Raw genomic sequence first — 24446 nt, forward strand, 5'->3', positions numbered from 1 at the left:
CACGCAATTGATCGAAGTCTCTCAGGAGGTTTTACAATGGCAGACGATCCGAACAAGGTCTGGCCGACCGGTCTGACGATCGCGGAATCGGAAGAGCTCCACAAGCATGTGATCGACGGCACGCGCATTTTCGGCGCGATCGCCATCGTCGCTCACTTCCTGGCGTATGTTTATTCGCCCTGGCTGCACTAAGGAGTAGATGCAATGAATCAAGGTCGTATTTGGACCGTCGTGAACCCGGGCGTCGGCCTGCCGCTGCTGCTCGGCAGCGTCACCGTCATCGCGATCCTGGTGCACTTCGCTGTTCTCGGCAACACCACCTGGTTCCCGAAGTACTGGAACGGCGCCACCGTCGCCGCCCCGGCCGCTGCGCCGGCGCCGGCTGCTCCGGCCGCCAAGAAGTAAGCTTCTTACTTCTTCGAAGCTGACAAGACACCCGTCGTGGCCCCTCGTGCGGAGGTCCCGGCGGGTGTTTTGTTTTGGACGGCCTGAAGACCGCGGCATGCCGCGACGACACAGTGATGACCACCGCATGTCACCATGTGACCTGATCGTCCCCGAGTCCCCTCCGCCATTTGCGCGGATAACGGGTAGTCAGTGACTCGCGACGGTTGAATTCACACGCGAACGGCACCGCAGATCGCGGCCGCGTCAACACCCCGCGACAAGGCCTCCGTGCCGGTCTGGATTTGCTCGAAATTGGAACGTGTCGAGGCTGTGGCGGAATCGCGTTTGTGATTGTGCCGCAACGGTTTTTCGATTCATGACGGCTCCGTAAGGTCGCGGAAAAATCGTCTCCGTCACTGCAACTTCATCGCCGCTCCGCACTTGGGCCGCATTGGGCCGACAAGGTGCGCGCCGTAACTGAAGGAGACGACGATGACTGCCAACGAACCGCCGAAGTTCGATCCCGAATACGTCGCGACGCTGCGCGAAGTGCTCGATATCGCGGTCGAGCAGATCGCAGCGGAGCACCGCACTCCGGCCACTAAAGCGATGATGGCGCAAATCATCGTGCAGAACGCCGCCCGCGGCATCACCGACGCCCACGAACTGGTCGATGACGCTGTCCGCGCCGGCTCGATCGGCGCGCCATAATCCAATCGTCACACCTCACCCACCCACGCGCCGCGGCCTCCGCGGCGCGTTTTGATTCGGGGGATAGTGACGGCGCGAAAAACACCGCGCACGCGCCTCACCACCCACGGTCATTCCGGGATGCGTGCGAAAGCACGCAGACCCGGAATCTGGAGATTGTAGCGAAGCAAGATGCAGCGGGGGCGCGGCCAGCGCCGCGCAATGCGACGTCGAGATTCCGGGTTCGCTCGCTGACGCGAGCGCCCCGGAATGACTTCAGTAAGTCGGGAATGGCTGCTCGAAAGGACCGAAGCGCGCAGGCCCCGCGCCACAAAGGCGCGGGTGCCCTAACGTCCTAACTACTCGCCCCAGGCCTTGAAGGCGTCGTTGAAGGCGCGTTCGCCGGGGCCGCCTTTTTCGATGGCGATGATGGCGCGGCGGCCGTTGCTGTAGACGATCGGCACGTCGAACCAGGAGCGCTCCTTGAGGAGCTGCAGGTTGCGGGCGCGGTCGGCTTCGACGTTGCTGAGGCCGACCAGGAAGAAGCCGTCGGTGACCTTGACGGCGAGCCCTGCGAGCGGCGTGCCGCGCGACTGCTCGTTCGACTTCATCAGGATGCCCGGCACGTTGGAAACGCCGCCGCCGGGGAAATCCGCCGGCAGGATGAAGGTCAATTCCGCGGTGTGGCTCGCCGGCAGCGAGGTGTCGGTGTTGCGGCGGAACGACATCGTCATCTTGAACGCCCGCTCGGGCACCTCGATGTCGGCACGCACCGCGATGTCGGCGCCACCCTTGGCGCTGGCGCCCTTCACCTGCTCGGTCTTCCACACCACCGTGCCGACGTACTGCTTGCCCTTCGGATCGTTCGGATCCTCGTCATACAGCACGACGCGTTGCGCCACCGGCGCAGCCTGCTCGGTCGACGGCTGGCCGACCCGGTCGGTGATCTTCGGCCGCTCGGTCGACGGCGCCGGAGTCGCGGGCGCGGCGGTCTGGGTCGAGGGCGAGCGCATCATCGACATCAGGCTCGACACCACGCCCGGTCCCCACACCAGGCCGGCGCCGATCAGCATCGCCGCCACGCCGATCACCAGCGCAGTGCGCAGCGGGAATTTCGACGGCTTGCGGCTGCCCTTCAGCTTCGGCTCGGCCGGGACACGTGAAGCGGCCGGCGGCGGCGTGTAGCGCGCCGCCTCGTCGGGCGATTCGTCATAGGAGTACGGCGCGTCCGGATCGGAGCGGTTCTCCATGGTCGGCTCGAGCCGGTCGAATTCCGGCGACGGCGCGACATTGGCGTAGGTCTTGCGCGCCGAGCGATTGGCCTGCGCGGCGGCGCGGCCGAGATCGTCGAGATCGGCGGTGACATCGCGGAAGCCGCGCAGCCCCGGCGAATTGGCGGGCGGCGGCGGCTGGTTCGGCAGCGGGCCACGACGCGGCGGGGGCGCGGCAGGACCGCGACCGGGCAGCGGCGGCTCCGGCGGAATCGGCGGCGGATCGACCCGCAGCGTGCGCGACGGCCTCGGCTCGCCGGTGTCTTCGGCAGCAACCGGATCGTCGGGATTGCGCGGACGCACCGACGACGGCAGCTCCGGCTCCGGCATCGAACTCGGCGGCGCACCGCGATTGACCTGCGGCGGCGGATCGCCGGGACGACCGAGCGGACGGCTCGATGCACGCAGCGCATCGCCAGGACGCGGCGGGTCGCCCGGACGGCTGCGGCCCTTCAGCTCGGCGCGCGAGGCATCGCGGGCGCGCTGCGCGGCCTCGGACTCGACCTTGCGCACGGCCTCTTCGAGCGCCAGGCGCTCGCGGGTGATTTCGGATTCGGTCAGCGGCGGCTGCACGCCGCGCAGCTGCGCGATCAGAGCCGCGCGCGCCCGCTCATAGATCGCGCGACGTTGCTCGCCCGGAGCACTCGGATCCAGGCTCGCAATAGCGCGTGCGATCAGCGGATAGTAATCAGCCATCTCGACTCAATTTACGATGTCTTTCGGTAACATCTTATTAAGCCTCGAACGGGTTCTGCACCAGGATTGTATCCTCGCGCTCCGGGCTGGTGGACAACAATGCCACCGGACAGCCGACCAGTTCCTCGATGCGGCGAACATATTTGATCGCCTGCGCCGGCAGCTCCGCCCACGAGCGGGCATTCGCGGTCGGCTCCTTCCAGCCTTCGATGGTCTCGTAGATCGGTTCGACCCGCGCCTGGGCGCCTTCGCCGGCCGGCAGGTAGTCGATCTCCTTGCCGTCGAGCTTGTAGCCGACGCAGACTTCGACGCTGTCGAAGCCGTCGAGAATGTCGAGCTTGGTGAGCGCCAGACCGGCGATGCCGCAGGTCCGCACCGTCTGCCGCACCAGCACCGCATCGAACCAGCCGCAGCGCCGCTTGCGCCCGGTGTTGACGCCGAACTCCTTGCCGCGACGACCGATCTCTTCGCCGATCTCGTTGGTCAGCTCGGTCGGGAACGGACCGGCGCCGACGCGCGTGGTGTAGGCCTTGCAGATGCCGAGCACATAGCCGACCGCGCCCGGGCCCATGCCGGTGCCGGTCGCCGCTTGCGCCGCGACGGTATTGGATGAGGTGACATACGGGTAGGTGCCGTGGTCGACGTCGAGCAGCGCGCCCTGCGCGCCTTCGAACAGGATGCGCTTGCCTTCGCGGCGCTTGATGTCGAGCAGGCGCCACACCGACTCGGCATAAGGCAGCAACTGCGGCGCCATCGCCGACAGCTCCGCCAGGATCTGGCCGGCGTCGATCTCCGGCTGACCGAGGCCGCGGCGCAGCGCATTGTGATGCGCAAGCAGCCGTTCGATCTTGGTCGGCAGAGTGTCGAGGTCGGCGAGGTCCATCAGCCGGATGGCGCGGCGGCCGACCTTGTCTTCATAGGCCGGGCCGATACCGCGCTGGGTGGTGCCGATCGCGCCGGCCTTGGCGGCGTTCTCGCGGGTGGCGTCGAGCTCGCGGTGCAGCGGCAGAATCAGCGTGACGTTCTCGGCGATGCGCAGATTGTCCGGCGAGATCGCGACGCCCTGACCCTGCAGCTTCTTCACTTCATCGAGGAAGGCCTGCGGATCGAACACCACGCCATTGCCGATCACCGCCAGCTTCGACGGCCGCAGCACGCCCGAGGGCAGCAGCGCCAGCTTGTAGGTCGCGCCGTTGATCACCAGGGTGTGGCCGGCATTGTGACCGCCCTGGAATCGCACCACGATGTCGGCCTGCTCGGAGAGCCAATCGACGATCTTTCCCTTGCCTTCGTCGCCCCACTGGGCGCCGACCACGACGACATTGGCCATTTCGAGAAGGTTCCCCTGCCACTTTATCGGATGAAGCACGATCGCGGCGCGCCGGTGGCGACGATGACGGATCGGGCTCGCGCGCCCAGGCAAACGCGGCCGTGGCCGCTCGCATACGAGGCACGGCACCGGATAACGGATGCAGGCTTGCGACGCAAGCGAAACGCCCGTCCCACGGCGCTGCAACGCATTGTATCCCCTCTGAAATCCGTCACTGTTTGGAGGCATTCCGGCGATGCCGACGCGCCGCCCCGCGGTGACCGGCGATCACCCCGGACGCAATACCGTTTTGGTGTCAGACACTGGCCCGCTGGTTCGGCAGCCGCTTGGCTCCCTTGCGGACGACGACGAAGCGCACCCCGATGGTGTCGCCCTCGACCCGCACCAGCTCGCAGCGCCGATAGGCGGTGCCGTTCGGCGTCAGCACCAGGAAGAACTCCCGCAGGTTCAGCCCGGCCATCGAGGTTTTCAGGATCAGCTTGGCGCCGGTCTGCGAGATGTCGGCGATCGCGCAATCGCGCCGCCAGGTGCCGTCGACGGCAATCATCACCGAATCCATCGCGGTTTCGAACCGGACCCGCGGATCTTTGCGGTCGCCATAGGTCACGCTCGGCTCCGTGCAATTCTTGGCGCCGCAACGACGTTGTCGCGGCCAATCGACTTGTTCTTGAAATTCTCGGATCGACGCGCCGACGGCAGCCGCCCGCGGGCCTTGGGCTCCGCGCGCGAAGCCAATCCCTTGGAACTATTACCCCCGTCAGTTGTGGCGAATCGTAATCCACAACCACTTCCGATTCGTAAAATCCAATGCAGATGTCAGGCATTCGCATTCACAATGCGTTGACCATTTCCGCGGCGTGGCAAGCTTTCCTAAAGCGCAGCGACGCCCTGCGCGCGCCGCCCTGATCAAATGAGATCCGATGAGCCTGATTTGGGTTTGACGCGTTTGTCGAAGCGGGCTGGTGTCCAGTTCGCGCCAAGACGCACCAGGAGACCGCATGGACAGCATCAAGACCCAGGGACTTCGCGTGCCCAAGCTCGGGCTCGGCACTTTCAAGCTGCAGGGCAAGGACTGCCACGAGGCGGTGCTGACCGCGCTCGGCCTCGGCTATCGCCACATCGACACCGCCGAGATGTACGCCAACGAGGACTTCGTCGGCGACGCGCTGGAAGACACCGACGTGCCGCGGGATCAGATCCATCTCACCACCAAAGTGTGGTGGACCAATCTGGCGCCCGACGCGATCCGCAAGGCGTTCGACCAGAGCCTGCGCAAGCTGAAGACCGGCTATGTCGACTTCTATCTGATCCACTGGCCGGCGCCGGACATGAATCTCGGCGCGGCGCTGGAGACGCTGCTGAAGATCAAGGACGACGGCGGCGCCCGCGCGATCGGCGTCTGCAACTTCCCGGAGGCGCTGATGAAGCAGGCGGTGGAGGAGATCGGCGCGCCGATCGCCTGCAATCAGGTCGAGTACCACGTGCTGCTCGGACAGGCCAAGCTGCTGCCCTATCTGCAGAGCAAGGGCATTCCGCTCACCGCCTACGCGCCGCTGGCTCAGGGCCGGCTCGCCTCCTATCCGGAGCTGCAGGCGATTGCCGACAAGCACGGCGCCACCGCGGCGCAAGTCGCGCTGGCCTGGCTGCTGGAGCAGGACGGCGTGATGGCGATTCCGAAAGCCCGCAGCGAAGCCAGCCAGCGCAGCAATCTCGGCGCGCTGACCATCAAGCTCGACTTCGACGACCTCGCCGTGATCGCCAAGCTGCCGAAGAACCAGCGCTTCGTCATCCCGGCGTTCTCGCCGAAGTGGGATGCCGAGTAGCAGCAGGCTGATCGCTACGAGGGGCCGGCACATATTTAGCCCCACCCTCGTCATTCCGGGGCGCTCGCGCCAGCGAGCGAACCCGGAATCCCGAAATGCAAGTCCCTCAGCCCTGCCCCACACCTCCAGATTCCGGGCTCACGCGCTGACGCGCGTGCCCCGGAATGACGGTGCGACCGGGCATGAAGTAACACCGCCGCGGGTGTCGTCGCTCCACCCTCGTCATTCCGGGGCGCGCGCAAGCGCGAACCCGGAATCCCGAGGTGCTGGCCGACCCGCCGTGCCCCATGGCCGCGAGAGTCCGGGTTCGCTCGCTGGCGCGAGCGCCCCGGAATGACGGTGCGGGGGACATGATGGCGTTGCATTGTGTCGGCTTACGCGCAGTGACAATGTGCGCACCGGCGCATATTGGTGCGCCGTCCTGCGACCTGCCTCGAGTCCCCACCATGTCGAAATCCACCCGCGCCACCCAGATGCTGGAGAAGCTCGGCGTCGCCTTCAAGCTGCACAGCTATGAGTACGATCCGAACGCCGAGGCGATCGGGCTTGCGGCGGCAGCGGCTGTAGGAGTGGAGCCGAAGCGGATGCTGAAGACGCTGATGGCCGAGCTCGACGGCAAGCCGGTGTGCGCGGTGATCGCGTCCGATAAGGAAGTCAGCATGAAGAAGCTGGCGGCCGCGCTCGGCGGCAAGAGCGCCAAGATGATGAAGCCGGCCGATGCCGAGCGGCTGACCGGCTACCACGTCGGCGGCATCTCGCCGTTCGGACAGAAGAAACGCGTGCCGGTGGCGATCGACGACGCCGCGCTCGCCGAAACCACCGTGTATCTCAACGGCGGCCAGCGCGGCCTGCAGATCGAGCTCGATCCCAACGCCGCCGTCACCGCCCTCGGCGCCGTGGCGCGCCCAATCGCAGCCGACTGACACGCCCCCGTTCGCCGCCACGCATGCTCGCGATGCGTGCAGGCTGCTTGTGATCTGTGCAAAAACCCGTATTGCTGGGGCCAAATCACCAAGGGAGGCGGCGTTCTGCTGATGCGGGCATGGCCGGGCGTGCGCGCCGCTTCCGAGCACCGGGCCTGCTATGACCACCACGACGCCGCCCGCTGAAGCGCCTCGCTTCGGCTGGATCTCCGACCAAGCCTATCTGCTGCTCAGCCTGACGTCGCTGTTCTGGGCCGGCAACGCCATTGTCGGCCGCGCCATCGCCGGCCACTTCCCGCCGGTGACGCTGTCGTTCCTGCGTTGGACCTGCGCGTTCCTGATCGTCGCGCCGTTCGCCTGGCGTCACCTGATCGCGGACTGGAAGGTGATCCGCCGGCATCTGCCGCTGATGGTGTCGGTGTCGGTGATCGGCATCTCGACCTTCAACACGCTGCAATACACCGCGCTGCAGTACACTTCGGCGCTCAACGTGCTGCTGCTGCAATCCACCGCGCCGCTGTTCGTGGCGCTGTGGGCGCTGATCGTGCTGCGGATGCGGCTGACGCTGACCCAGGCGATCGGCATCGGCTCGTCGATGATCGGCGTGGTGGTGATCATCCTGCACGGCAACATCGCCGAACTCGCCGCGATCGATCTCAACCGCGGCGACGTGCTGTTCGTCTGCGCGCTGGCGAGCTTCGGGCTGTACACCACGCTGACCCAGAAGCGGCCGCCGATGCACGCGCTGTCGTTTCTCGGCTTCACCTTCGGCTGCGGCGCGCTGTTCCTGATCCCGCTCGAAATCTGGGAGCTGAGCACCAAGCCGCTGCCGGCAGTCGACTGGCGCAATCTCGGCGCGCTCGCCTATGTGGCGGTGTTCCCGTCGATCCTGGCCTATCTCTGCTACAACCGCGGCGTCCGGCTGATCGGCGCCAACCGCTCCGCGCCGTTCTTCCATCTGGTGCCGGTGTTCGGCTCGGCGATGGCGATCCTGTTTCTCGGCGAGCAGCCGCACCTCTACCACGCCGTCGGCTACGCGCTGGTGCTGACCGGCGTGGTGATTGCGGCGCGCAAGCCGAAGACCGCGTGAGCGCCCCGGCGCTCACTTCACCGGGATGTGAAACTTGCTGAACGCCTCGCGGGTGCAGATGATCAGGTGATCGGCGCAGGCGTTGCGCCGATGCGGCTCGCACTGGCTGAGATATGCCGGCGACCGCATCATCGCCATGAACGCCGCCACCGTCGGGTAATACACCAACGAGACATAGTCCCAGGGGGCGGGGTCGGAACGCCCGAGCGCGATGCCCTTGGCGTTGCCGTTCCACAGCAGCATGCCGCCATGCTCCTTGATCAGCGCCACCTTCTGCGCGCTGTAGCGCAAGTAAGCATCCCAGCCGGTGCCGTCGCCGTCTCCGGACTGCTCGTTGAACCGCAGCAGGTTCACCATCACCACCGGGCCCGGATCGTCCCGGTCGAGCGCCGTCAGCCCTTCGATGTTCAACTCGTCGATACTCATCTTCGCCCCACTCGATCCGTGCGCCAGCATGCGCAGATCGCCGGCGACGTGGTAGCCGATTCTTTGCCGCGGCCAACCGCGCCGCAGCAACGCTTCCACCCGTGCCGCGCATGGAACTCACCGCGCAAAGACTCGCGACGCATGCCAGCAATCCGCCGCGCACCTCTTTTGCGCCGACGTGAATTCAGGCACGAAGGCCAAAATGGTTCCCTTGCCCCGGCCCTCGATTTGATCGCCTGGTCCCGCTCCGCTTTCGGCTGGCTCGCCCACCAGCCTTATCTGCTGCTCAGCCTGACCTCGCTGTTCTGGGCCGGCAACATCGTGCTCGGCCGCGCGGTGGCCGGCCATGTGCCGCCGGTGACGCTGAGCTGCGCGCGCTGGGTCGGCGCGATGCTGCTGCTGTTGCCGTTCGCCTGGCCGCATCTGCGCCACGACTGGCGCAAGCTGCTGCACCACTGGAAGCTGATGATCGTGCTGTCGGCGACCGGCTTCACGATCAACAACGCGCTGTCGTATTGGGGGCTGCAATACACCCAGGCGCTCAACGCGCTGCTGATGCAATCGTCGGGACCGCTGTTCGTGGCGCTGTGGTCGCTGCTGCTGTTCGGCGTGCGGCTGACCTGGATGCAGGCGGCCGGCATCGCTCTGTCGCTGCTCGGCGTGCTCACCATCATCCTGCGCGGCGACTTCGCGGCGCTGGCAGGGATCGAACTCAACCGCGGCGACCTGATGGTGGCCGGCGCGCTGTGCGCATTCGGGCTGTATTCGGCCTTGATGCCGAAGCGGCCCGCGACGCATCCGCTGTCGCTGATCGTGGTGACGACCGGCTGCGGCGCGCTGCTGTTGCTGCCGTTCAGCGCCTGGGAATACGCCAGCGGCGTGCGGCCGAGCGCCGACTGGCTCAGCGTCGCGACGCTCGCCTATGTGGTGATCTTCCCGTCGATGCTGGCGTATCTCTGCTTCAACCGCGGGGTGGCGCTGATCGGGCCGAACCGCTCGGCGCCGTTCCTGCATCTGATGCCGGTGTTCGGCTCGGTGATGGCGATCGTACTGCTCGGCGAAAAGCCCGAGCTGTTTCACCTCGCCGGCTACGCCATGGTGGTCGCCGGTGTGTTCATCGCCGCCCGGCGGTGACGGAACGCGCAGCCGTCAGGCCGCGCGCACCGTGTGCATGAACTTGCCGACTTCCAGCTTGAGCCGGTTACTCTCGCCGGCGAGCGACTGCGCGGCGTGCAACACTTCGCCGGCCGCGGCCCCCGTGCCGCTGGCGCCGTGCTCGACCTCGACGATGTTCGACGACACCGCGCGGGTGCCTTCGGCCGCCTGCTGGATGTTGCGCGAGATCTCCCGCGTCGCGGCGCCCTGCTCCTCCACCGCCGAGGCGATGGTCGAGGCGATCTCCGACATCTTCTCGATGGTGCCGCCGATGCCCTTGATGGCATCGACCGACTCGTGCGTCGCCGACTGGATGCTGGCGATCTGCTGACCGATCTCGCCGGTCGCCTTCGAGGTCTGCTCGGCCAGCGCCTTTACTTCGGCGGCCACCACCGCGAAGCCGCGGCCGGCCTCGCCGGCACGCGCCGCCTCGATGGTGGCATTGAGCGCTAGCAGGTTGGTCTGCTGCGCGATGGTGTTGATCAGTTCGACGACGTCGCCGATCCGCGCCGCAGCCTGCGACAGCTCCTCGACGCGGTGATTGGTGTGGGCCGCCTGCTCCACTGCATCCGACGCGATCTTGGCCGAGGCCTGCACCTGGCGGCTGATCTCCTCGACCGACGCGGTCATCTCCTCGGACGCCGACGCCACCGACTGCACGTTGGTGGAGGCTTCTTCCGAGGCGCCGGCGACCGTGACGGTGAGATGCTGGGCGCGCTCGGCATTGACGTTCAGGGTGCCGGCGGAGGCTTCCAGTTCGGTCGCGGCCGACGACACCGTCTCGATGATCTCGCCGATCGCGCTTTCGAAATCGTCGGCAAGCTTGTGCATGTCGGCGCGGCGCTGCGCGGCGGCGATCGCATCCTGGCGGATCCGGGCTTCGGCCTCTTCGCGCGCCTTGGCGGCGGCATGCACCTTGAGGTCCTCGATCGCGTTCGCCATGTCGCCGATCTCGTCCTTGCGATCGAGCCCCGGCAGCGTCAGGTCGAGCTGTCCCTGCGCCAGCTTGTGCAGCGCGCCGCCGAGCTCGGCGAGCGGACGCAGCACGCGGCGGAAAGTGATCCACAGGCTGATCATCACCAGCGCGCCCGCGGCGCCGAGCGCGGCCAGCGCCTGGATCAGGCGCGAACTGCTGCGGGCGGAATCCGCGGCCGCTTCGGCGTCGGCCGCCTGGCCGATCGCGCCGGCAAGCTTGAGGATGGTCTCGACGCCATCGGTGGCGCGGGCGATGTAGTCGCTGCCGCCGAGCGGATAGGCGCCGGTGTCGCTGGCGGCGAGCACGCTGCCGCGAACCTGCACATAGGTTCCGAAGTAATCAGTTTCGACGCTGCGGATCGCGTCGATCACCGCGGCCGGCGTATCGGTGCGCTGCTTCAATGCGGCGATCATCGGCCACGCCAGATCGATCTGGCCGCGGAACGCCGAGATCTCACCGATCTCCGCGGCCGTGAACTTCGACCGCGCGCTGACCTTGGCGCCGAGATAAGCGCGCTCCCGCCCCGCATTTTCGGCCATCACCGCCGCCAGATGCCGGAGCCGGATCATCTGCGCCAGCGCCACCGACGGCGGATCGGTCAGCGTCTCCAGCGTGCTGCGCAGCGAATTGCCGGCGACATCGATGCTGCGGGTGATGATGCCGAAGGTGCCGCGCACCACCTCCGGATCGCGTGCGGACGCCGGCTTGGCGATCGCTTCGTCCACGCGCGGACGCAGAGTGCGATGGTCCTGCTGGGCGCGCTGCGCCTCGGTGATCGCGGCGGCGCCTGCCTTCATCTGCGGCACATCGTCGATCAGCCGCAGCGCCTCGGCGAATGCGGTGTCGCCGGAATTGCGCGCCTTGAGGATGTCGGCGCGGCGCTCGGGATCGGTCGGCTCCGGGGCATTCAGCGCCGCGTTGCTCAGGCCGCGCTCCAGCGCCCACCGGCCGGCGCTCTTCAATAGCAGCTGCGAGATGCGATTGACCTCGACGAAGGCTTCGGACTGGCGGCGGCGGATCACCGCGTCGCGCGCCTCGAACCCGGCGAGCGTCATGGCGGTGGCCGCGAGCGCGAGAACGATCAACGGCAGCAATACACGGATCTTGAGAGACATCGCCGGCTCCTGATTGGCGTATTTCAAACGAGCGACGGCGACGCGCGCCCGTTCCGAACATGGAACAGGCCGCAGGAAATCTAAGGGTCCGATTTCGATGGTGGGGTTCGCCGTTGAACGCCGGGCATCACGCCAATCGCGGCAGATCGACACTACCTACGCGCGTATCAATCTTCGTTAATCGCGGGCTACGTATGAGTCCTGAGCGACGAAAGACGAAGACACCTGTCACTTGTTACTTACACTCTGAAAATACTGCGGCGCCGCCGTGCGAGACGGCGGCGCCGAGCGCGTAACCGCAACTGACGACAGCCAGGTCAGGCGGCGCGGATGGTGTCGAGGAAGCGCGCGACTTCACGCCGGAGCAGATTGCTATCGCCGGCGAGCGACTGTGCCGCCGCCAGCACCTGCGACGACGCACTGCCGGTCTCGCTGGCACCGCGTTGCACGTCGCTGATATTGCCGGTCACCTGGCTGGTGCCGCGCGACGCCTGTTGGATGTTGCGCGAAATCTCGCGGGTCGCGGCGCCCTGCTGCTCGACTGCGGACGCGATCGACCCGGCGATCTCGGAGATGTGGCCGATGGTGTCGGTGATCTCCTTGATGGCCGTCACCGACTCGCCGGTGGCCGACTGGATGCCGCTGATCTGCGCGCTGATCTCGCCGGTCGCCTTGGCGGTCTGCTCGGCGAGCTGCTTGACCTCAGCGGCCACCACGGCGAAGCCGCGGCCGGCCTCGCCGGCGCGCGCCGCCTCGATGGTGGCGTTGAGCGCCAAGAGGTTGGTCTGGCCGGCGATGGTGTTGATCAGCTCGACGACGTCGCCGATGCGAGTCGCGGCCTTGGCGAGCTCGCCGACGCGGTCGTTGGTCTTCTGAGCCTGGTTGACCGCCTCGTTGGCGATCCGCGAGGACTCCTGCACCTGCCGGCTGATCTCGTCGACCGAGGCCGACATCTCCTCGGTCGCCGTGGCAACCGACTGCACGTTCGACGAGGCTTCTTCGGACGCCGAGGCGACCATCGAGGTCAGTTGCTGCGAACGCTCCGCCGTCGTGGTCAGCCGGCCGGCCGAGACTTCGAGTTCGGTCGAGGCCGACGACACCGTTTCGACGATCTTGCCGACCGCGGATTCGAACTTGTCGGCCATGTCGTTCATGTCGCGACGGCGCGCCAGATCGGCGCTGGCCTGATCCTCCGCACGCTGCGCGATGCTGCGTTTGAGCTCGCCCTGCATGGTGCGCAGCGAGGCGGCGAGCACGCCGACTTCGTCCGCCTGTTCGATCGCCAGCTTCTGGTCGAGCTCGCCCTTGGCGATGCCGTCCGCAAAGGTGGCGCAATCGCCGATCGGACGGGCGATGCTGCGGGCTGCGAACGCGATCACCGTGATGGCGAGCACCACAACCAGGATGCCGGCGCCGAGCTGCCAGAACATCGCCGAATTGGCGCGCTCGTTCAGCGCGGTGTCGAGCTCATGGGCCGAGGCCAGCACCACTTTGCGCGGCACCGAGATCAGCACCGACCACGGCGTGCCGGTCCGCCCCACCGAGATCGGCGAGTAGACCTCGACGTTATCCCACTTCGGATCGTCGAGCACCGTGCCCTTGCCTTCCTTGACGATCGCCAGGCTCTCCGACCAGCGCGGATCGGCGCTCGACGCCGCCTTGCCGATCGATTCCGGATTGGCGCTGTTGGCGACGATCAGGCCGGTGTCGTTGAGGATCGCGACCTTGCCCTTGCCGCCGAACAGCGAGCGGTTGGCCTGGGTGGCGAGCTTCTGCACAAAGTCGAGATTGTAGTCCGCACCGGCGACGCCGACGAACTTGCCGTCGATCTTGATCGGCACCGACATGGTGGCGAGGAATACTGCCTTGCCCTGCACGATGTAGGGCAGCGGCCCGAGGATGTTCTCCTTGCCGGTCGCCTTCGGATTGATGAACCACGCGCCCTTCACCAGGCCGTTTGGATGCCGCTCCTGGCTATCGTATTCGACCAGCGGCTGCACCGCGATCGAACCGCTGGCGCTGCGAGTCCAATACGGCAGGAAACGGCCGGTGTTGTCCGACCCCATCGTCTGGCGGCCCTTGAACGCAACGTCGTTGCCGTCGAGCGCGTTCGGCTCCCAGGCCGAGTAGGTGCCGTTGAAGGCCGGGTTCTGCTCCAGCGTGTTCTTGAGCACCGCATTGAGCTGCAGGCGGCGGTTGCCGTCGGTGGTGCCCGCGTTGTTCGGATCGGCCAGGACCTCGAAGGCGTGCGCCATGTTGCGCGCGGAGTCGAGCCCGAGGTCAAGCTCGGCCTTGATCACCGAGGCTTCGGAGGTGGCGCGGTTGAGCAGGCTTTCCTTGGTCTGCTGATCGACCAGCTTCATCACCTCGGAGGTGACGTAGTGATGCGTGCTCTGCGCCGACAGGACGCTGTAGCCGATCAGGATCAGGCTGGCGCCGGTCAGGCAGAGGCCGGCGACCAGCGCGATCTTGACCTGAATTTTGCGGATGGATTTGAACGAGAACGACATGGGGCACTCCTAGGAGAGCCCCATGCTGATCGCCGGCTGTTTGGAATTGCTTAAGCAAACGCCTCGTGCGTCTACGAGGAAAGCCGGGTTCAGACTACGACTTAGGTTGAATCCCGCATGTAACAGCGGGACTAAGCGCCGCCGATCAGGATGCCGACGCCGAGCACGATGACGCCGCCCAGCACGATCTGGAACACCGCGTGCAGGAACGGCGTGTCCATGTATCTGGCGCGGACGTAAGCGATCACCCACAGTTCGACGAACACCACCAGCGCGGCGATCCCGGTCGCGATCCAGAACGCGTTGGCCCAACTATCAGGCACGAGATACGGCAGCGTGTGACCGAGGCCTCCGAGCGTGGTCATCAGTCCGCAGATGCCGCCGCGCAGCCACGGCGAGCCGCGCCCGGTCATCGAGCCGTCGTCGGACAGCGCTTCGGCAAAGCCCATCGAAATGCCGGCGCCGATCGAGGCGGCGAGACCGACCAGGAAGGTCTGCCAGTTCTGATGGGTCGCGAAGGCGGCAGCGAACAGCGGCGCCAGCGTCGACACCGAGCCGTCCATCAGGCCGGCGAGTCCCGGCTGGACGTATTGCAGCACGAACATCCGCCGCGCGGCGTGATCCTCGGCGCTGCGCGCATCGGGGGTGAGGATCTTGTCGGTGAGCTGGGTGGCGCGCTGCTCGTGACGCTTCTCGAACTCGGCGAGGTCGGACAGCAGCTTGCGGATGTGGACGTCGGTGGCGCGTTCGGCGGCACGCTCGTAGAAGCGCTGCGCCTCGAACTCCATCGTCTCGGCTTCTTTGCGGATGCGGTCGAGCGGCAGATTGCGGGTCAGCCAGATCGGGCGGCGGCGGATGAAGCCTTTGACGTCCTCGCGGCGGATCGGCGGCAAGTCGGGCCCGAATCGCTGCTCGTACATCCGCAGCAGCATGTGGCGATGGCCCTTTTCCTGCTGCGCCATCTCGGTGAACACGCGCGCGGAATCGGGGTAACGCTCGGCCAGATCCTCGGCGAACGCCAGATAGATCCGGCTGTCTTCCTCCTCGCCCGAGATGGCGACGGCCAGGATTTCACGCTCGGTGAGGTCGGAAAACGCCTTCATTTCAGCACCCGCAAGTTTAGAACGCTTCTAAATAGGGTCGCCGGCCAGGGGAGTCAAAGCCGAGCTCGGCGGCGGGTGGCCAATTGGTCGCAGGGGCCGTCATCGTCGCTTCATCGATCCGTCAGGCCTCTGTGACCGAGCGCCGCCACAAGACCGGCTTTCCATTCCAGGAGGCTGTTCATGCGAAAACTACTGCTCGGTTCGGTCGCGGTCTTTGCGCTGGCGACGTCCGCCGCGCTGGCGCAAACCGAAGGCGAATTTCCCGCCACTCTCGCCGGCCATGCGGTGCTGCCGGCGGCCTCGTTCGTCGACGCGCCGGCCGATGCACCGGCCGATCTGAAGACCTCGGGCAAGTACACCACCGGCCAGCGCGTCGAAGCGCAGGGCAGCGTGATGGGCAAGTCCAACGGCCGTCCGACCGGCGTGTCGGTGCCGTTCAAGGGCCAGCCGCTGCAGGGCCATTCCGGCATCAAGGCGATGCCGGACGGCACCTTCTGGGTGCTGACCGACAACGGCTTCGGCTCGCGCTACAACTCGGCCGACTCGATGCTGTATCTGGACAACTACAAGATCGACTGGGCGACCGGCACGGTCGATCGCAAGCAGACCGTGTTCCTGCACGATCCGGACAAGAAGGTGCCGTTCCGCATCGTCCACGAAGACACCGACAAGCGCTATCTGACCGGCGCCGACTTCGACACCGAAGGCTTCCAGATCATCGGCGACCGGTTCTGGATCGGCGACGAGTTCGGCCCCTACATCATCGAAGCCGACCTGACCGGCAAGATCATCGGCGTCTATGAGAGCATGGCCGACGGCAAGCCGATCAAGTCGCCGGATCATTGGTCGGTTCAGTCGCCTGGCGCGCCGGGCGCGACCTACACCGGCGTCAACCTGAAGCGCTCCAAGGGCTACGAAGGCTTCGCCGCCTCCAAGGACGGCAAGTTCCTGTACGGCCTGCTCGAAGGCCCGCTGTGGGACGCCGACAAGAAGGACTGGGAAAAGGTCGACGGCAAGGAAGCCTCGCGCATCCTCGAATTCGACGTCGCGCAGAAGAAGTTCACCGGCCGTTCCTGGCATTACGTGTTCGAGCAGAACGGCAACGCGATCGGCGACTTCAACATGATCGACGCCACCCACGGCCTGGTGATCGAGCGTGACAACGGCGAAGGCACCAAGGACAAGGCCTGCCCCGAAGGCAAGACCGGCACCGATTGCTTCAACGATCTCGCCAAGTTCAAGCGCGTCTACAAGATCGAGCTGACCGATGCGAACGCCGGCAAGCCGGTGAACAAGATCGGCTTCATCGACCTGATGAAGATCCGCGATCCGGACAAGAAGGCGAAGAAGCCGCTGACCGACGGCGTGCTGGCGTTCCCGTTCTTCACCATCGAGAACGTCGACAAGGTCGACGACCGCCACATCATCGTCGGCAACGACAACAACCTGCCGTTCTCGTCGAGCCGCGATCCCAACAAGGCCGACGACAACGAATTCGTGCTGCTCGAAGTCGCTGACTTCCTGAAGGCGAAGTAAGCGCCACAGCCGACGTAAGCACTGCCGTCGTTCCGGGGCACGCGCATCAGCGCGTGAACCCGGAACCTCGCGGTGCGGTCCTGCGGCGTTACTTCAACATCTCGAGATTCCGGGTTCGCGCCTGTCGGCGCGCCCCGGAATGACGTCGTGAAAGCGAGCACCGCTGCAGTACGCCTGGGTGTCGCCCGTCGCCGATCACGCCGGCGGTGACATCCAGCGGGTCAGGCGCGCGAACATGCCTTTGGGCGGCAGAGCCGACGGCGTGTCGTCGGCGGATTCGAGGCGGCCTAGAAACTGTTCGAGAAACCGCGCGTCGCTGGTTTCGATCACGACGAAATCCGAATCGCCGGTCGAGACCGTGTAGACGTAGCGTAAGCCGGCCGCGCGCGGCGGCGCACCGACGCCGGCCAGATCCTTGGCGATGGTCACACCATCCGGATCGATGTCGCGGGCAATCAACGCGCGGGTGAGCCACGCCAGATTGCCGACGAATTCAGGTTCGAAAGCGACGGTGCCTTGCAACATCATGGGCATGCGTTGTCTCTCGTCCTTCACGCATCCCCCCAGCAGAGAATTGTCACCACTGGAGGCCAAAAGGTTCAAGCCTAGCGCACGATCAAGCGGCGCGAATCTTGCGGAGGAAGTCGTCGACCGCCGATTGCAGTGCACCAGATTGGCTGTCGAGCGCCTGCGCATGCGACAGCACCTGCGAAGCCGCGTCGCCGGTAGCTTGGGCGGCGGAACTCACGCCGCCGATGTGATCGCTGATCTCGCTGGAACCGGCCGCAACCGACTGAATGTTGCGGGCGATTTCCTGCGTCGCAGCCCCCTGTTGTTCGACAGCCGTCGCAATCGCCACGGTGATCTTGTTGATCTCGCCGATTGTCGCGGTGATGCCGCCGATCGACTGCACCGCACTGGCGGTCGAGGACTGCATCGCCGCGACCTGCGCGGAGATTTCTTCGGTCGCCTTCGCGGTCTGGCTCGCCAGTGCCTTCACTTCACTCGCCACCACCGCAAAGCCGCGCCCCGACTCGCCGGCGCGCGCCGCTTCGATCGTGGCGTTGAGCGCCAGCAAATTGGTTTGCGATGCGATCGAGTGAATCAGCTGCACGACCTCGCCGATCTTCTCGGCGCTGACCGAGAGTTGCATCACCGTCCCGTTGGTCTGCTCGGCGTCGCTCACCGCCTTGCTCGCCACCGAGCGCGACTGGTCGACCTGTCGCGAGATTTCCTGCACCGAACTCGAGAGCTGCTCGGAGGCCGACGCCACGGTGCCGACCATGCCGGATGCCGAATCCGAGGCCGCACCGACTGCTGCGGCGCGCGAGGACGCGTCGGCCGCGGTGGAGGTCATCGACTGCGCGGTGCTCTGCATGTAGCGCGTGGCATCGGCCACGCTCCGCACCACGCCATTGACGCTGCGTTCGAAATCGTCGGCGATGCTCTGCATCAGCGCGCTGCGCTCGGCCGCGGCGCGGCGCTGTGCCTCCTGCTCCTGCTGCTCGAGCCCGCGGATCCGGATCGCGTTGTCCTTGAACACCTGCACGGTCTTGGCCATCGCGCCGATTTCGTCGCCGCGGTCGACGCCGGGGATTGGCGCGTCGAGCTGACCTTCGGCCAGCGCAGTCATGCGCGTGCCGAGCGCGCCGAGCGGCTGGGTGATGCTGCGGCTGATCAGCCACGCGACCAGGGCACACACCACGCCGATGCCGACGATGACCACGCCGAGCCAGGTCAGAAGCGGCTTCAGCTTGGCGTTGATGTCCTGCAAGTACACGCCGGTGCCGACGAACATATCCCAGCCGGGAATCGCCGCGGCATAGGACACTTTACGTAGCAGCTCGGTACTGCCGGGCTTCATGAATTCGTAGAACAGGGTCACATCGCCCTTGGCAGCGACGCCGTCGCGCAGCTCGCGCACAATCTTGCGGCCGCCGGTCTCGACGTCGAGCCGGTTGGTGCCGATCATTTTCGGATCGGACATTACGACCACCGACCCGTCCATTTTATAGGCGAAGAAGTAACCGTTAGTGCCGTCGTAGGTCATGCTCTGGGCGCGCTGCTGGAATTCGGCGATCGCCTGCTCCTTGGTGAGCTTGCCGGCCGCGACCTGCTTTTGCAGCCCCACCGCCATGTTCAGCGCGCTTTCGACCAGCGCCTTGGTCTGCTCGAATCGCTCGTTGCTCATCTCCCGTTGCAGCATCGACGCCGCAAATAGGCCGGACACCACCAGGCCGAGCATCGCCACAGCGACCAGGATGCCCAGCTTCGGCGAGATCCGCAGATTGGTGAACTTCACAGCGATCAGCTCCTACGCATTTCGAGACTAGCTGCGAGGAGCGTTACGAGCTCAGGGTGTCCAATCGGTTTAATAGTTCCCTCGTAGGAACCCGAGGGTTGCGCCCCGGACCTTGCTAACACCCTGAAAAGACGAAGCCCCTGGCAGACCGTCGGATCTGCCAGGGGCTGAAAGAGTGATCGCGGGAGCCGAAGCTCCCGGAAGTCAGGCGGCGCGGACCTTGCCGAGGAAGTCGTCGACCGCGCGGCGGAGTTCGCCGGACTGGGCGTCGAGCTCGCGGGCATTGGCGAGCACCTGGCCGGCGGCCGAGCCGGTGGCGCTGGCCGCTTCGGTAACGCCGCCGATATGCATGCTGATCTCGGTCGATCCCGCCGCAACCGACTGAATGTTGCGTGCGATCTCGCGGGTCGCCGCACCCTGCTGTTCGACCGCAGTCGAGATCGCCATGGTGATCTCGCTCATCTGCGCGATCGTCGCGGTGATGCCGCCGATCGACTGCACCGCGTCGTTGGTCGAGGACTGCATCGCCGCGACCTGCGCAGAGATTTCCTCGGTCGCCTTGGCGGTCTGGCTGGCGAGCGCCTTCACTTCGCTGGCGACCACCGCAAAGCCGCGGCCGGATTCGCCGGCGCGGGCGGCCTCGATGGTGGCGTTGAGCGCGAGCAGATTGGTCTGCGAGGCGATCGAGTGGATCAGCTGAACCACCTCGCCGATCTTCTCGGCGCCGGTCGCCAGCAGCTTGACGGTCTGGTTGGTCAGCGCGGCATCGTCGACCGCCTTACCGGCGATCTCCCGCGACTGCTCGACCTGGCGCGAGATCTCGGTGACCGAGGCCGACAGCTCCTCGGCGGCCGACGCCACCGTGCTGACGTTGTTGGAGGCGCTGGCCGAGGCCGACGACACCGTCGCGGCGCGGGCGCTGGCGTCGGTCGCGGTCGCGGTCATCGACTGCGCGGTCTGCTGCATGCCGGAGGTCGCGGTGGCGACCGACTGCACCACGCCGTTGACGCTGTGCTCGAACTCGTCGGCAAGCCGCTCCATGGCGGCACGGCGCTCGGCTTCGGCGTGCTCCTTGGCGGCTTCTTCGGCACGCTCCAGATCGCGGATGCGAAGCGCATTGTCCTTGAACACCTGCACGGTCTTGGCCATCTCGCCGACTTCGTCGCCGCGCTCGATGCCGGGGATCGGCTGCTCCAGCTCGCCATGCGCCAGCGAATCCATCCGGGCACCGAGCTTGGCGAGCGGCCGGGTGATGCCGCGGGCGATCAGCACCGCGAACAGGCCGGCAGCGATTGCAATTGCGAAGATGGCGCCGCCCAGCGTCCAGAAGATCGGCTTCAGCTTGGCGTCGAGATCGTCGAGATAAGCGCCGGTGCCGACGAACATGTCCCAGCCGGGAATCGCCAGACCGTAGGACATCTTGCGGATGTTCTCCTCGGTCCCGGGCCGGCGGAAATCATAATACAGGGTGACGTCGCCCTTGGCGGCGACGCCGTCACGCAGCTCGCGCACCAGATAGCGATCGCCGGTCGGCGTGTTCATCCGGTTGGTGCCGACCGCCTTCTTGTCGGGGGTGGCGATGGTGACGCCGTCCATGGTGTAGGCGAACAGATAGCCCTGGCCGTTGTCGTAGGTCAGCAGCGCCGCATCGCGGGCAAATTGCGCGATCGCCTGCTCCTTGGTGAGCTCTCCAGCCTCGACCTTCTTCTGCAGGCCGATCGCGAGATTGCGCCCCATCTCGGTGATGGCCTTGGCCTGTTCAAACCGCGCGTTGAGCATCTCACGCTGCATCATTACACCGGCGAGAATGCCGGCCACGCACAAGCCGATCAGGGTACCTGCGACCAGCAGGCCCAGCTTCGGAGTAATTCGAAGATTACTGAACTTCACGGACTTCTCCCGAGGTGCAACGCGGCGCGAGAATTTTGCGCCTCGTACAACTACGCGGGAAATCTTCCCGGACAGTTACTGCAGCGCACTCAATCGTCCATTTTGCGAACCTTCCGTCCATTTCGCGCGGAGCGTGCAAACGAAAGCCCTCCCCCCGGTACCGGGGAGAGGGCTTGATGTCGTCGTGCTGGGGATCAAGCTACGGGGCTGAGCTGCTCCGCAGCGGTGCGATCCGGCCTTTCGATCAGAACGTCAGGGCCTTGACCTGCTTGACCTGCGGCAGCGCCTGGACCTTCTCCAGCACGTCGGCCGGAGCCTGACCGTCGATCGTCACCAGCGCGATGGCGTCGCCGCCTTCGGTGTGACGGCCGAGATTGAAGGTCGCGATGTTGACCTTGGCGTCGCCGAGGAGGCTGGCGAACTTGCCGATGAAGCCCGGCTTGTCCTCGTTGGTGACGTAGATCATCGAGGCACCGAATTCGGCGTCGACGCGGATGCCCTTGATGTCGACCAGGCGCGGCTTGCCGTCGGCATAGACCGTGCCGGACACCGAACGCTCCTGCTTCTCGGTGGTCACCGTCAGGGTGATCAGGCTCTCATAGTCGCTCTCGGCGGCGCGGACGACTTCGTCCACCACCATGCCGCGCTCCTTGGCGATCACCGGAGCCGAAACGACGTTGATGTCGCCCAGCATCGGACGCAGCAGGCCCGACAGAACCGCCGAGGTCAGCGCCTTGATCTTCATCTCGGCCACTTCACCCTCATAGGTGATGGTGACCTTGGTGATGCCGGTGTCGGTAAGCTGGCCGGCGAACGAGCCGAGCTTTTCGGCGAGTTCGATGAACGGCTTCAGCTTCGGGGCTTCTTCCGCGGTGATCGACGGGAAGTTGATCGCGTTGGTGATCGCGCCGGTCAGCAGGTAGTCGCTCATCTGCTCGGCGACCTGCAGCGCGACGTTCTCCTGCGCTTCAGTCGTCGAGGCGCCAAGATGCGGGGTGCAGATCACGTTCGGCAGGCCGAACAGCACATTCTTGGTGGCCGGCTCTTCGGAGAACACGTCGAACGCCGCGCCGGCAACGTGACCGGACTTCAGGGCTTCGGCGAGGGCATTCTCGTCGACCAGACCGCCGCGGGCGCAATTGATGATGCGGACGCCCTTCTTCATCTTGGCGATCGCAGCCGCGTCGATGATGTTCTTGGTCTTGTCGGTGAGCGGGGTGTGCAGGGTGATGAAGTCGGCGCGCTTGAAGATGTCTTCGAGCTCGACCTTCTCGACGCCGAGATCCTTGGCGCGCTCCGGCGACAGGAACGGATCGAACGCGATCACCTTCATCTTCAGGCCGAGGGCGCGGTCGGCGACGATCGAGCCGATGTTGCCGCAGCCGATCACGCCGAGGGTCTTGGCGGTGATCTCGACGCCCATGAAGCGGTTCTTTTCCCACTTGCCGGCCTGGGTCGAGGCGTCGGCGGCGGGGATCTCACGGGCCAGCGACAGCATCATGGTGATGGCGTGCTCGGCGGTGGTGATCGAATTGCCGAACGGGGTGTTCATCACGATGATGCCCTTGGCGGTCGCCGCGGGAATCTCGACGTTGTCGACGCCGATGCCGGCGCGGCCGATCACCTTGAGACGGTTGGCCTTCTCCAGGATCTTCGCAGTCGCCTTGGTGGCGGAGCGGATCGCGAGGCCGTCGTAATTGCCGATGATCTCGGCGAGCTTGTCTTTGTCCTTGCCGAGGTTCGGCTGGAAATCGACGTCGATGCCGCGATCCTTGAAGATCTGCACAGCGGCTTCCGACAGCGCGTCGGAAATGAGGACTTTGGGAGCGGTCATGGGATTTCTCCTACACCCTCCCCTTGAGGGGGAGGGTCGGCGCGCAGCGCCGGGGTGGGGTGAAAGCGTCGAGAATGGAAATTGGAGTCCGAGGGCGGGGAGAGTCTGTCACCCCACCCCGCCGCACCTACGGTGCGTCGACCCTCCCCCTCTAGGGGAGGGTGACTAATCAGGCCGCCTGAGTCAGCGAGGCCTTGGTGGTCTCAAACGCCCAGTCCAGCCACTGCGTCAGGGCCTGCACGTCGGCAGTCTCAACCGTCGCGCCGCACCAGATCCGCAGGCCGGGAGGGGCATCGCGGTAAGCGCCGAGGTCGAAGCCTGCGCCTTCCTTCTCGACCGCCGCGACCAGCTTCTTGGCGAAGTCGGCCTGGGCTTCCGGAGACAGCGCGGTGATGGCGGGATCGACCACCTTGAGGCAGACCGAGGTGTTGGAGCGGATCGCAGGATCCTTGGCGAGGAAGTCGACCCAGGGGGTCTTCGCCTGCCAGTCGGTCAGCACCTTGGTGTTGGCGTCGGCACGGGCGATCAGGCCCTTGAGGCCGCCGACCGACTTCGCCCACTGCAGCGCGTCGATGTAGTCCTCGACGCACAGCATCGACGGGGTGTTGATGGTCTCACCCTGGAAGATACCCTCGATCAGCTTGCCACCCTTGGTGAGGCGGAAGATCTTCGGCATCGGCCAGGTCGGCGTGTAGCTCTCGAGACGAGCAACAGCGCGCGGCGAGAGGATCAGCATGCCGTGCGCGGCTTCACCGCCGAGCGCCTTCTGCCAGGAGAAGGTGACGACATCGAGCTTGGCCCAATCCAGCGGCTGCGCGAACGCGGCCGAGGTGGCGTCGCAGATGGTCAGGCCTTCACGGTCGGCCTTGATCCAGTCGGCATTCGGAACGCGGACGCCGGAGGTGGTGCCGTTCCAGGTGAAGACGACGTCGGTGTTGCAATCGACCTTGGTGAGGTCGGGAATTTCGCCGTAACCAGCCTTGAGCTTGGTAACGTTGGGGAGCTTCAGCTCCTTGGTGATATCGCCGACCCAGCCGTCGCCGAACGATTCCCAGGCCAGCGTGGTGACCGGGCGCGGCCCGAGCAGCGACCACAGCGCCATTTCGACGGCGCCGGTGTCGGAGGCCGGAACGATGCCGATCTTGTAGTCGGCGGGGACCTCAAGCACGTCGCGGGTCAGGTCGATCGCGAGCTTGAGCTTGGCCTTGCCGACCTTCGCGCGATGCGAGCGGCCGAGCGGGGCGTCCTTGAGATTTTCGGGGGACCAGCCGGGGCGCTTCGCGCAGGGGCCGGAGGAGAATTGCGGCGCATTGGGCCGCGAAGCGGGCTTCGCTACAGTCATAGTCTATCCTTCCAGATAGCTGCCTCTCGGTGGGGAGAGGTTTCCCG

At 65.9% G+C, this 24446-nt stretch carries 20 protein-coding genes; 8 read left to right on the plus strand and 12 right to left on the minus strand.

The annotated features are described in order from the left end of the window. Window positions 1-36: 36 nt before the first annotated feature. The 3 genes from pufB to VRZ08_RS09740 all read left to right on the plus strand — a co-directional run bounded on the left by pufB (window position 37) and on the right by VRZ08_RS09740 (window position 1098). Entirely contained in the window at window positions 37-192 is a 156-nt protein-coding gene (gene pufB / locus VRZ08_RS09730) for a light-harvesting antenna LH1, beta subunit (RefSeq protein ID WP_011157052.1), read from the plus strand. Window positions 193-204: 12 nt separating this feature from the next. Then, window positions 205-405 carry a light-harvesting protein gene (locus VRZ08_RS09735; protein ID WP_414532414.1) on the plus strand — a complete coding sequence of 67 codons (201 nt, stop codon included), beginning with the start codon at window positions 205-207 and terminating at the stop codon, window positions 403-405. A gap of 474 nt (window positions 406-879) precedes the next feature. Beyond that, the gene (locus tag VRZ08_RS09740) at window positions 880-1098 is read left to right on the plus strand and encodes a hypothetical protein (protein WP_107345877.1); all 219 of its coding nucleotides are present in this window, start codon (window positions 880-882) and stop codon (window positions 1096-1098) included. A 338-nt stretch (window positions 1099-1436) separates the two neighbouring features. Here VRZ08_RS09740 and VRZ08_RS09745 read toward each other — a convergent pair whose 3' ends face one another. From VRZ08_RS09745 to VRZ08_RS09755, 3 genes are all read right to left on the minus strand, one after another. Continuing rightward, window positions 1437-3044: a hypothetical protein gene (locus tag VRZ08_RS09745; protein WP_263989601.1), complete on the minus strand. Its 1608-nt coding sequence runs from the start codon at window positions 3042-3044 to the stop codon at window positions 1437-1439. A gap of 37 nt (window positions 3045-3081) precedes the next feature. Continuing rightward, entirely contained in the window at window positions 3082-4374 is a 1293-nt protein-coding gene (locus VRZ08_RS09750; protein WP_107345879.1) for an adenylosuccinate synthase, read from the minus strand. A gap of 295 nt (window positions 4375-4669) precedes the next feature. After that, window positions 4670-4981 (minus strand): PilZ domain-containing protein, encoded by a 312-nt coding sequence (locus tag VRZ08_RS09755; RefSeq protein WP_107345880.1) that lies wholly within the window; start codon window positions 4979-4981, stop codon window positions 4670-4672. Window positions 4982-5372: 391 nt separating this feature from the next. Between VRZ08_RS09755 and VRZ08_RS09760 the strand changes: the two genes are divergently transcribed. From VRZ08_RS09760 to VRZ08_RS09770, 3 genes are all read left to right on the plus strand, one after another. Further along, entirely contained in the window at window positions 5373-6197 is an 825-nt protein-coding gene (locus VRZ08_RS09760) for an aldo/keto reductase (RefSeq protein ID WP_414532416.1), read from the plus strand. A gap of 446 nt (window positions 6198-6643) precedes the next feature. Then, window positions 6644-7120 carry a Cys-tRNA(Pro) deacylase gene (gene ybaK / locus VRZ08_RS09765; RefSeq protein ID WP_107345882.1) on the plus strand — a complete coding sequence of 159 codons (477 nt, stop codon included), beginning with the start codon at window positions 6644-6646 and terminating at the stop codon, window positions 7118-7120. Window positions 7121-7280: 160 nt separating this feature from the next. Further along, window positions 7281-8210: a DMT family transporter gene (locus VRZ08_RS09770; protein WP_107345883.1), complete on the plus strand. Its 930-nt coding sequence runs from the start codon at window positions 7281-7283 to the stop codon at window positions 8208-8210. A 12-nt stretch (window positions 8211-8222) separates the two neighbouring features. Here VRZ08_RS09770 and VRZ08_RS09775 read toward each other — a convergent pair whose 3' ends face one another. Then, the gene (locus VRZ08_RS09775; RefSeq protein ID WP_119018990.1) at window positions 8223-8636 is read right to left on the minus strand and encodes a DUF1330 domain-containing protein; all 414 of its coding nucleotides are present in this window, start codon (window positions 8634-8636) and stop codon (window positions 8223-8225) included. 228 nt (window positions 8637-8864) lie between these two features. Here VRZ08_RS09775 and VRZ08_RS09780 point away from each other — a divergent pair, with 228 nt between their 5' ends. Continuing rightward, window positions 8865-9770, plus strand: coding sequence for a DMT family transporter (locus VRZ08_RS09780; RefSeq protein ID WP_414532417.1), 906 nt, complete (start codon window positions 8865-8867; stop codon window positions 9768-9770). Between the two features lie 15 nt (window positions 9771-9785). On the opposite strand, the gene VRZ08_RS09785 is transcribed toward VRZ08_RS09780, so the two are convergent. The 3 genes from VRZ08_RS09785 to mbfA form a co-directional block, all read right to left on the minus strand. Continuing rightward, window positions 9786-11882: a methyl-accepting chemotaxis protein gene (locus VRZ08_RS09785; protein ID WP_414532418.1), complete on the minus strand. Its 2097-nt coding sequence runs from the start codon at window positions 11880-11882 to the stop codon at window positions 9786-9788. 317 nt (window positions 11883-12199) lie between these two features. Beyond that, window positions 12200-14392 carry a methyl-accepting chemotaxis protein gene (locus tag VRZ08_RS09790; protein ID WP_263989606.1) on the minus strand — a complete coding sequence of 731 codons (2193 nt, stop codon included), beginning with the start codon at window positions 14390-14392 and terminating at the stop codon, window positions 12200-12202. Window positions 14393-14523: 131 nt separating this feature from the next. Further along, complete coding sequence (gene mbfA / locus VRZ08_RS09795) at window positions 14524-15495, minus strand: iron exporter MbfA (protein ID WP_119019054.1); 972 nt, start codon at window positions 15493-15495, stop codon at window positions 14524-14526. Between the two features lie 180 nt (window positions 15496-15675). On the opposite strand from mbfA, the gene VRZ08_RS09800 reads away from it, so the two are divergent. Continuing rightward, window positions 15676-17031, plus strand: coding sequence for an esterase-like activity of phytase family protein (locus tag VRZ08_RS09800; protein ID WP_264053361.1), 1356 nt, complete (start codon window positions 15676-15678; stop codon window positions 17029-17031). A gap of 195 nt (window positions 17032-17226) precedes the next feature. Here VRZ08_RS09800 and VRZ08_RS09805 read toward each other — a convergent pair whose 3' ends face one another. From VRZ08_RS09805 to VRZ08_RS09825, 5 genes are all read right to left on the minus strand, one after another. Further along, a complete protein-coding gene (locus tag VRZ08_RS09805; protein ID WP_408019404.1) occupies window positions 17227-17634 on the minus strand; it encodes a hypothetical protein in 408 nt (135 codons plus the stop codon). Window positions 17635-17647: 13 nt separating this feature from the next. Further along, window positions 17648-19333, minus strand: coding sequence for a methyl-accepting chemotaxis protein (locus tag VRZ08_RS09810; protein WP_414532419.1), 1686 nt, complete (start codon window positions 19331-19333; stop codon window positions 17648-17650). 204 nt (window positions 19334-19537) lie between these two features. Continuing rightward, window positions 19538-21223 carry a methyl-accepting chemotaxis protein gene (locus VRZ08_RS09815; protein ID WP_264053363.1) on the minus strand — a complete coding sequence of 562 codons (1686 nt, stop codon included), beginning with the start codon at window positions 21221-21223 and terminating at the stop codon, window positions 19538-19540. A gap of 244 nt (window positions 21224-21467) precedes the next feature. Beyond that, window positions 21468-23057 (minus strand): phosphoglycerate dehydrogenase, encoded by a 1590-nt coding sequence (serA, locus tag VRZ08_RS09820; protein ID WP_107345891.1) that lies wholly within the window; start codon window positions 23055-23057, stop codon window positions 21468-21470. Between the two features lie 169 nt (window positions 23058-23226). After that, a complete protein-coding gene (locus VRZ08_RS09825; protein WP_107345892.1) occupies window positions 23227-24399 on the minus strand; it encodes a phosphoserine transaminase in 1173 nt (390 codons plus the stop codon). Window positions 24400-24446: the final 47 nt, after the last annotated feature.

Source organism: Rhodopseudomonas sp. G2_2311, assembly GCF_047501505.1.
Taxonomy (GTDB): domain Bacteria; phylum Pseudomonadota; class Alphaproteobacteria; order Rhizobiales; family Xanthobacteraceae; genus Rhodopseudomonas; species Rhodopseudomonas palustris_H.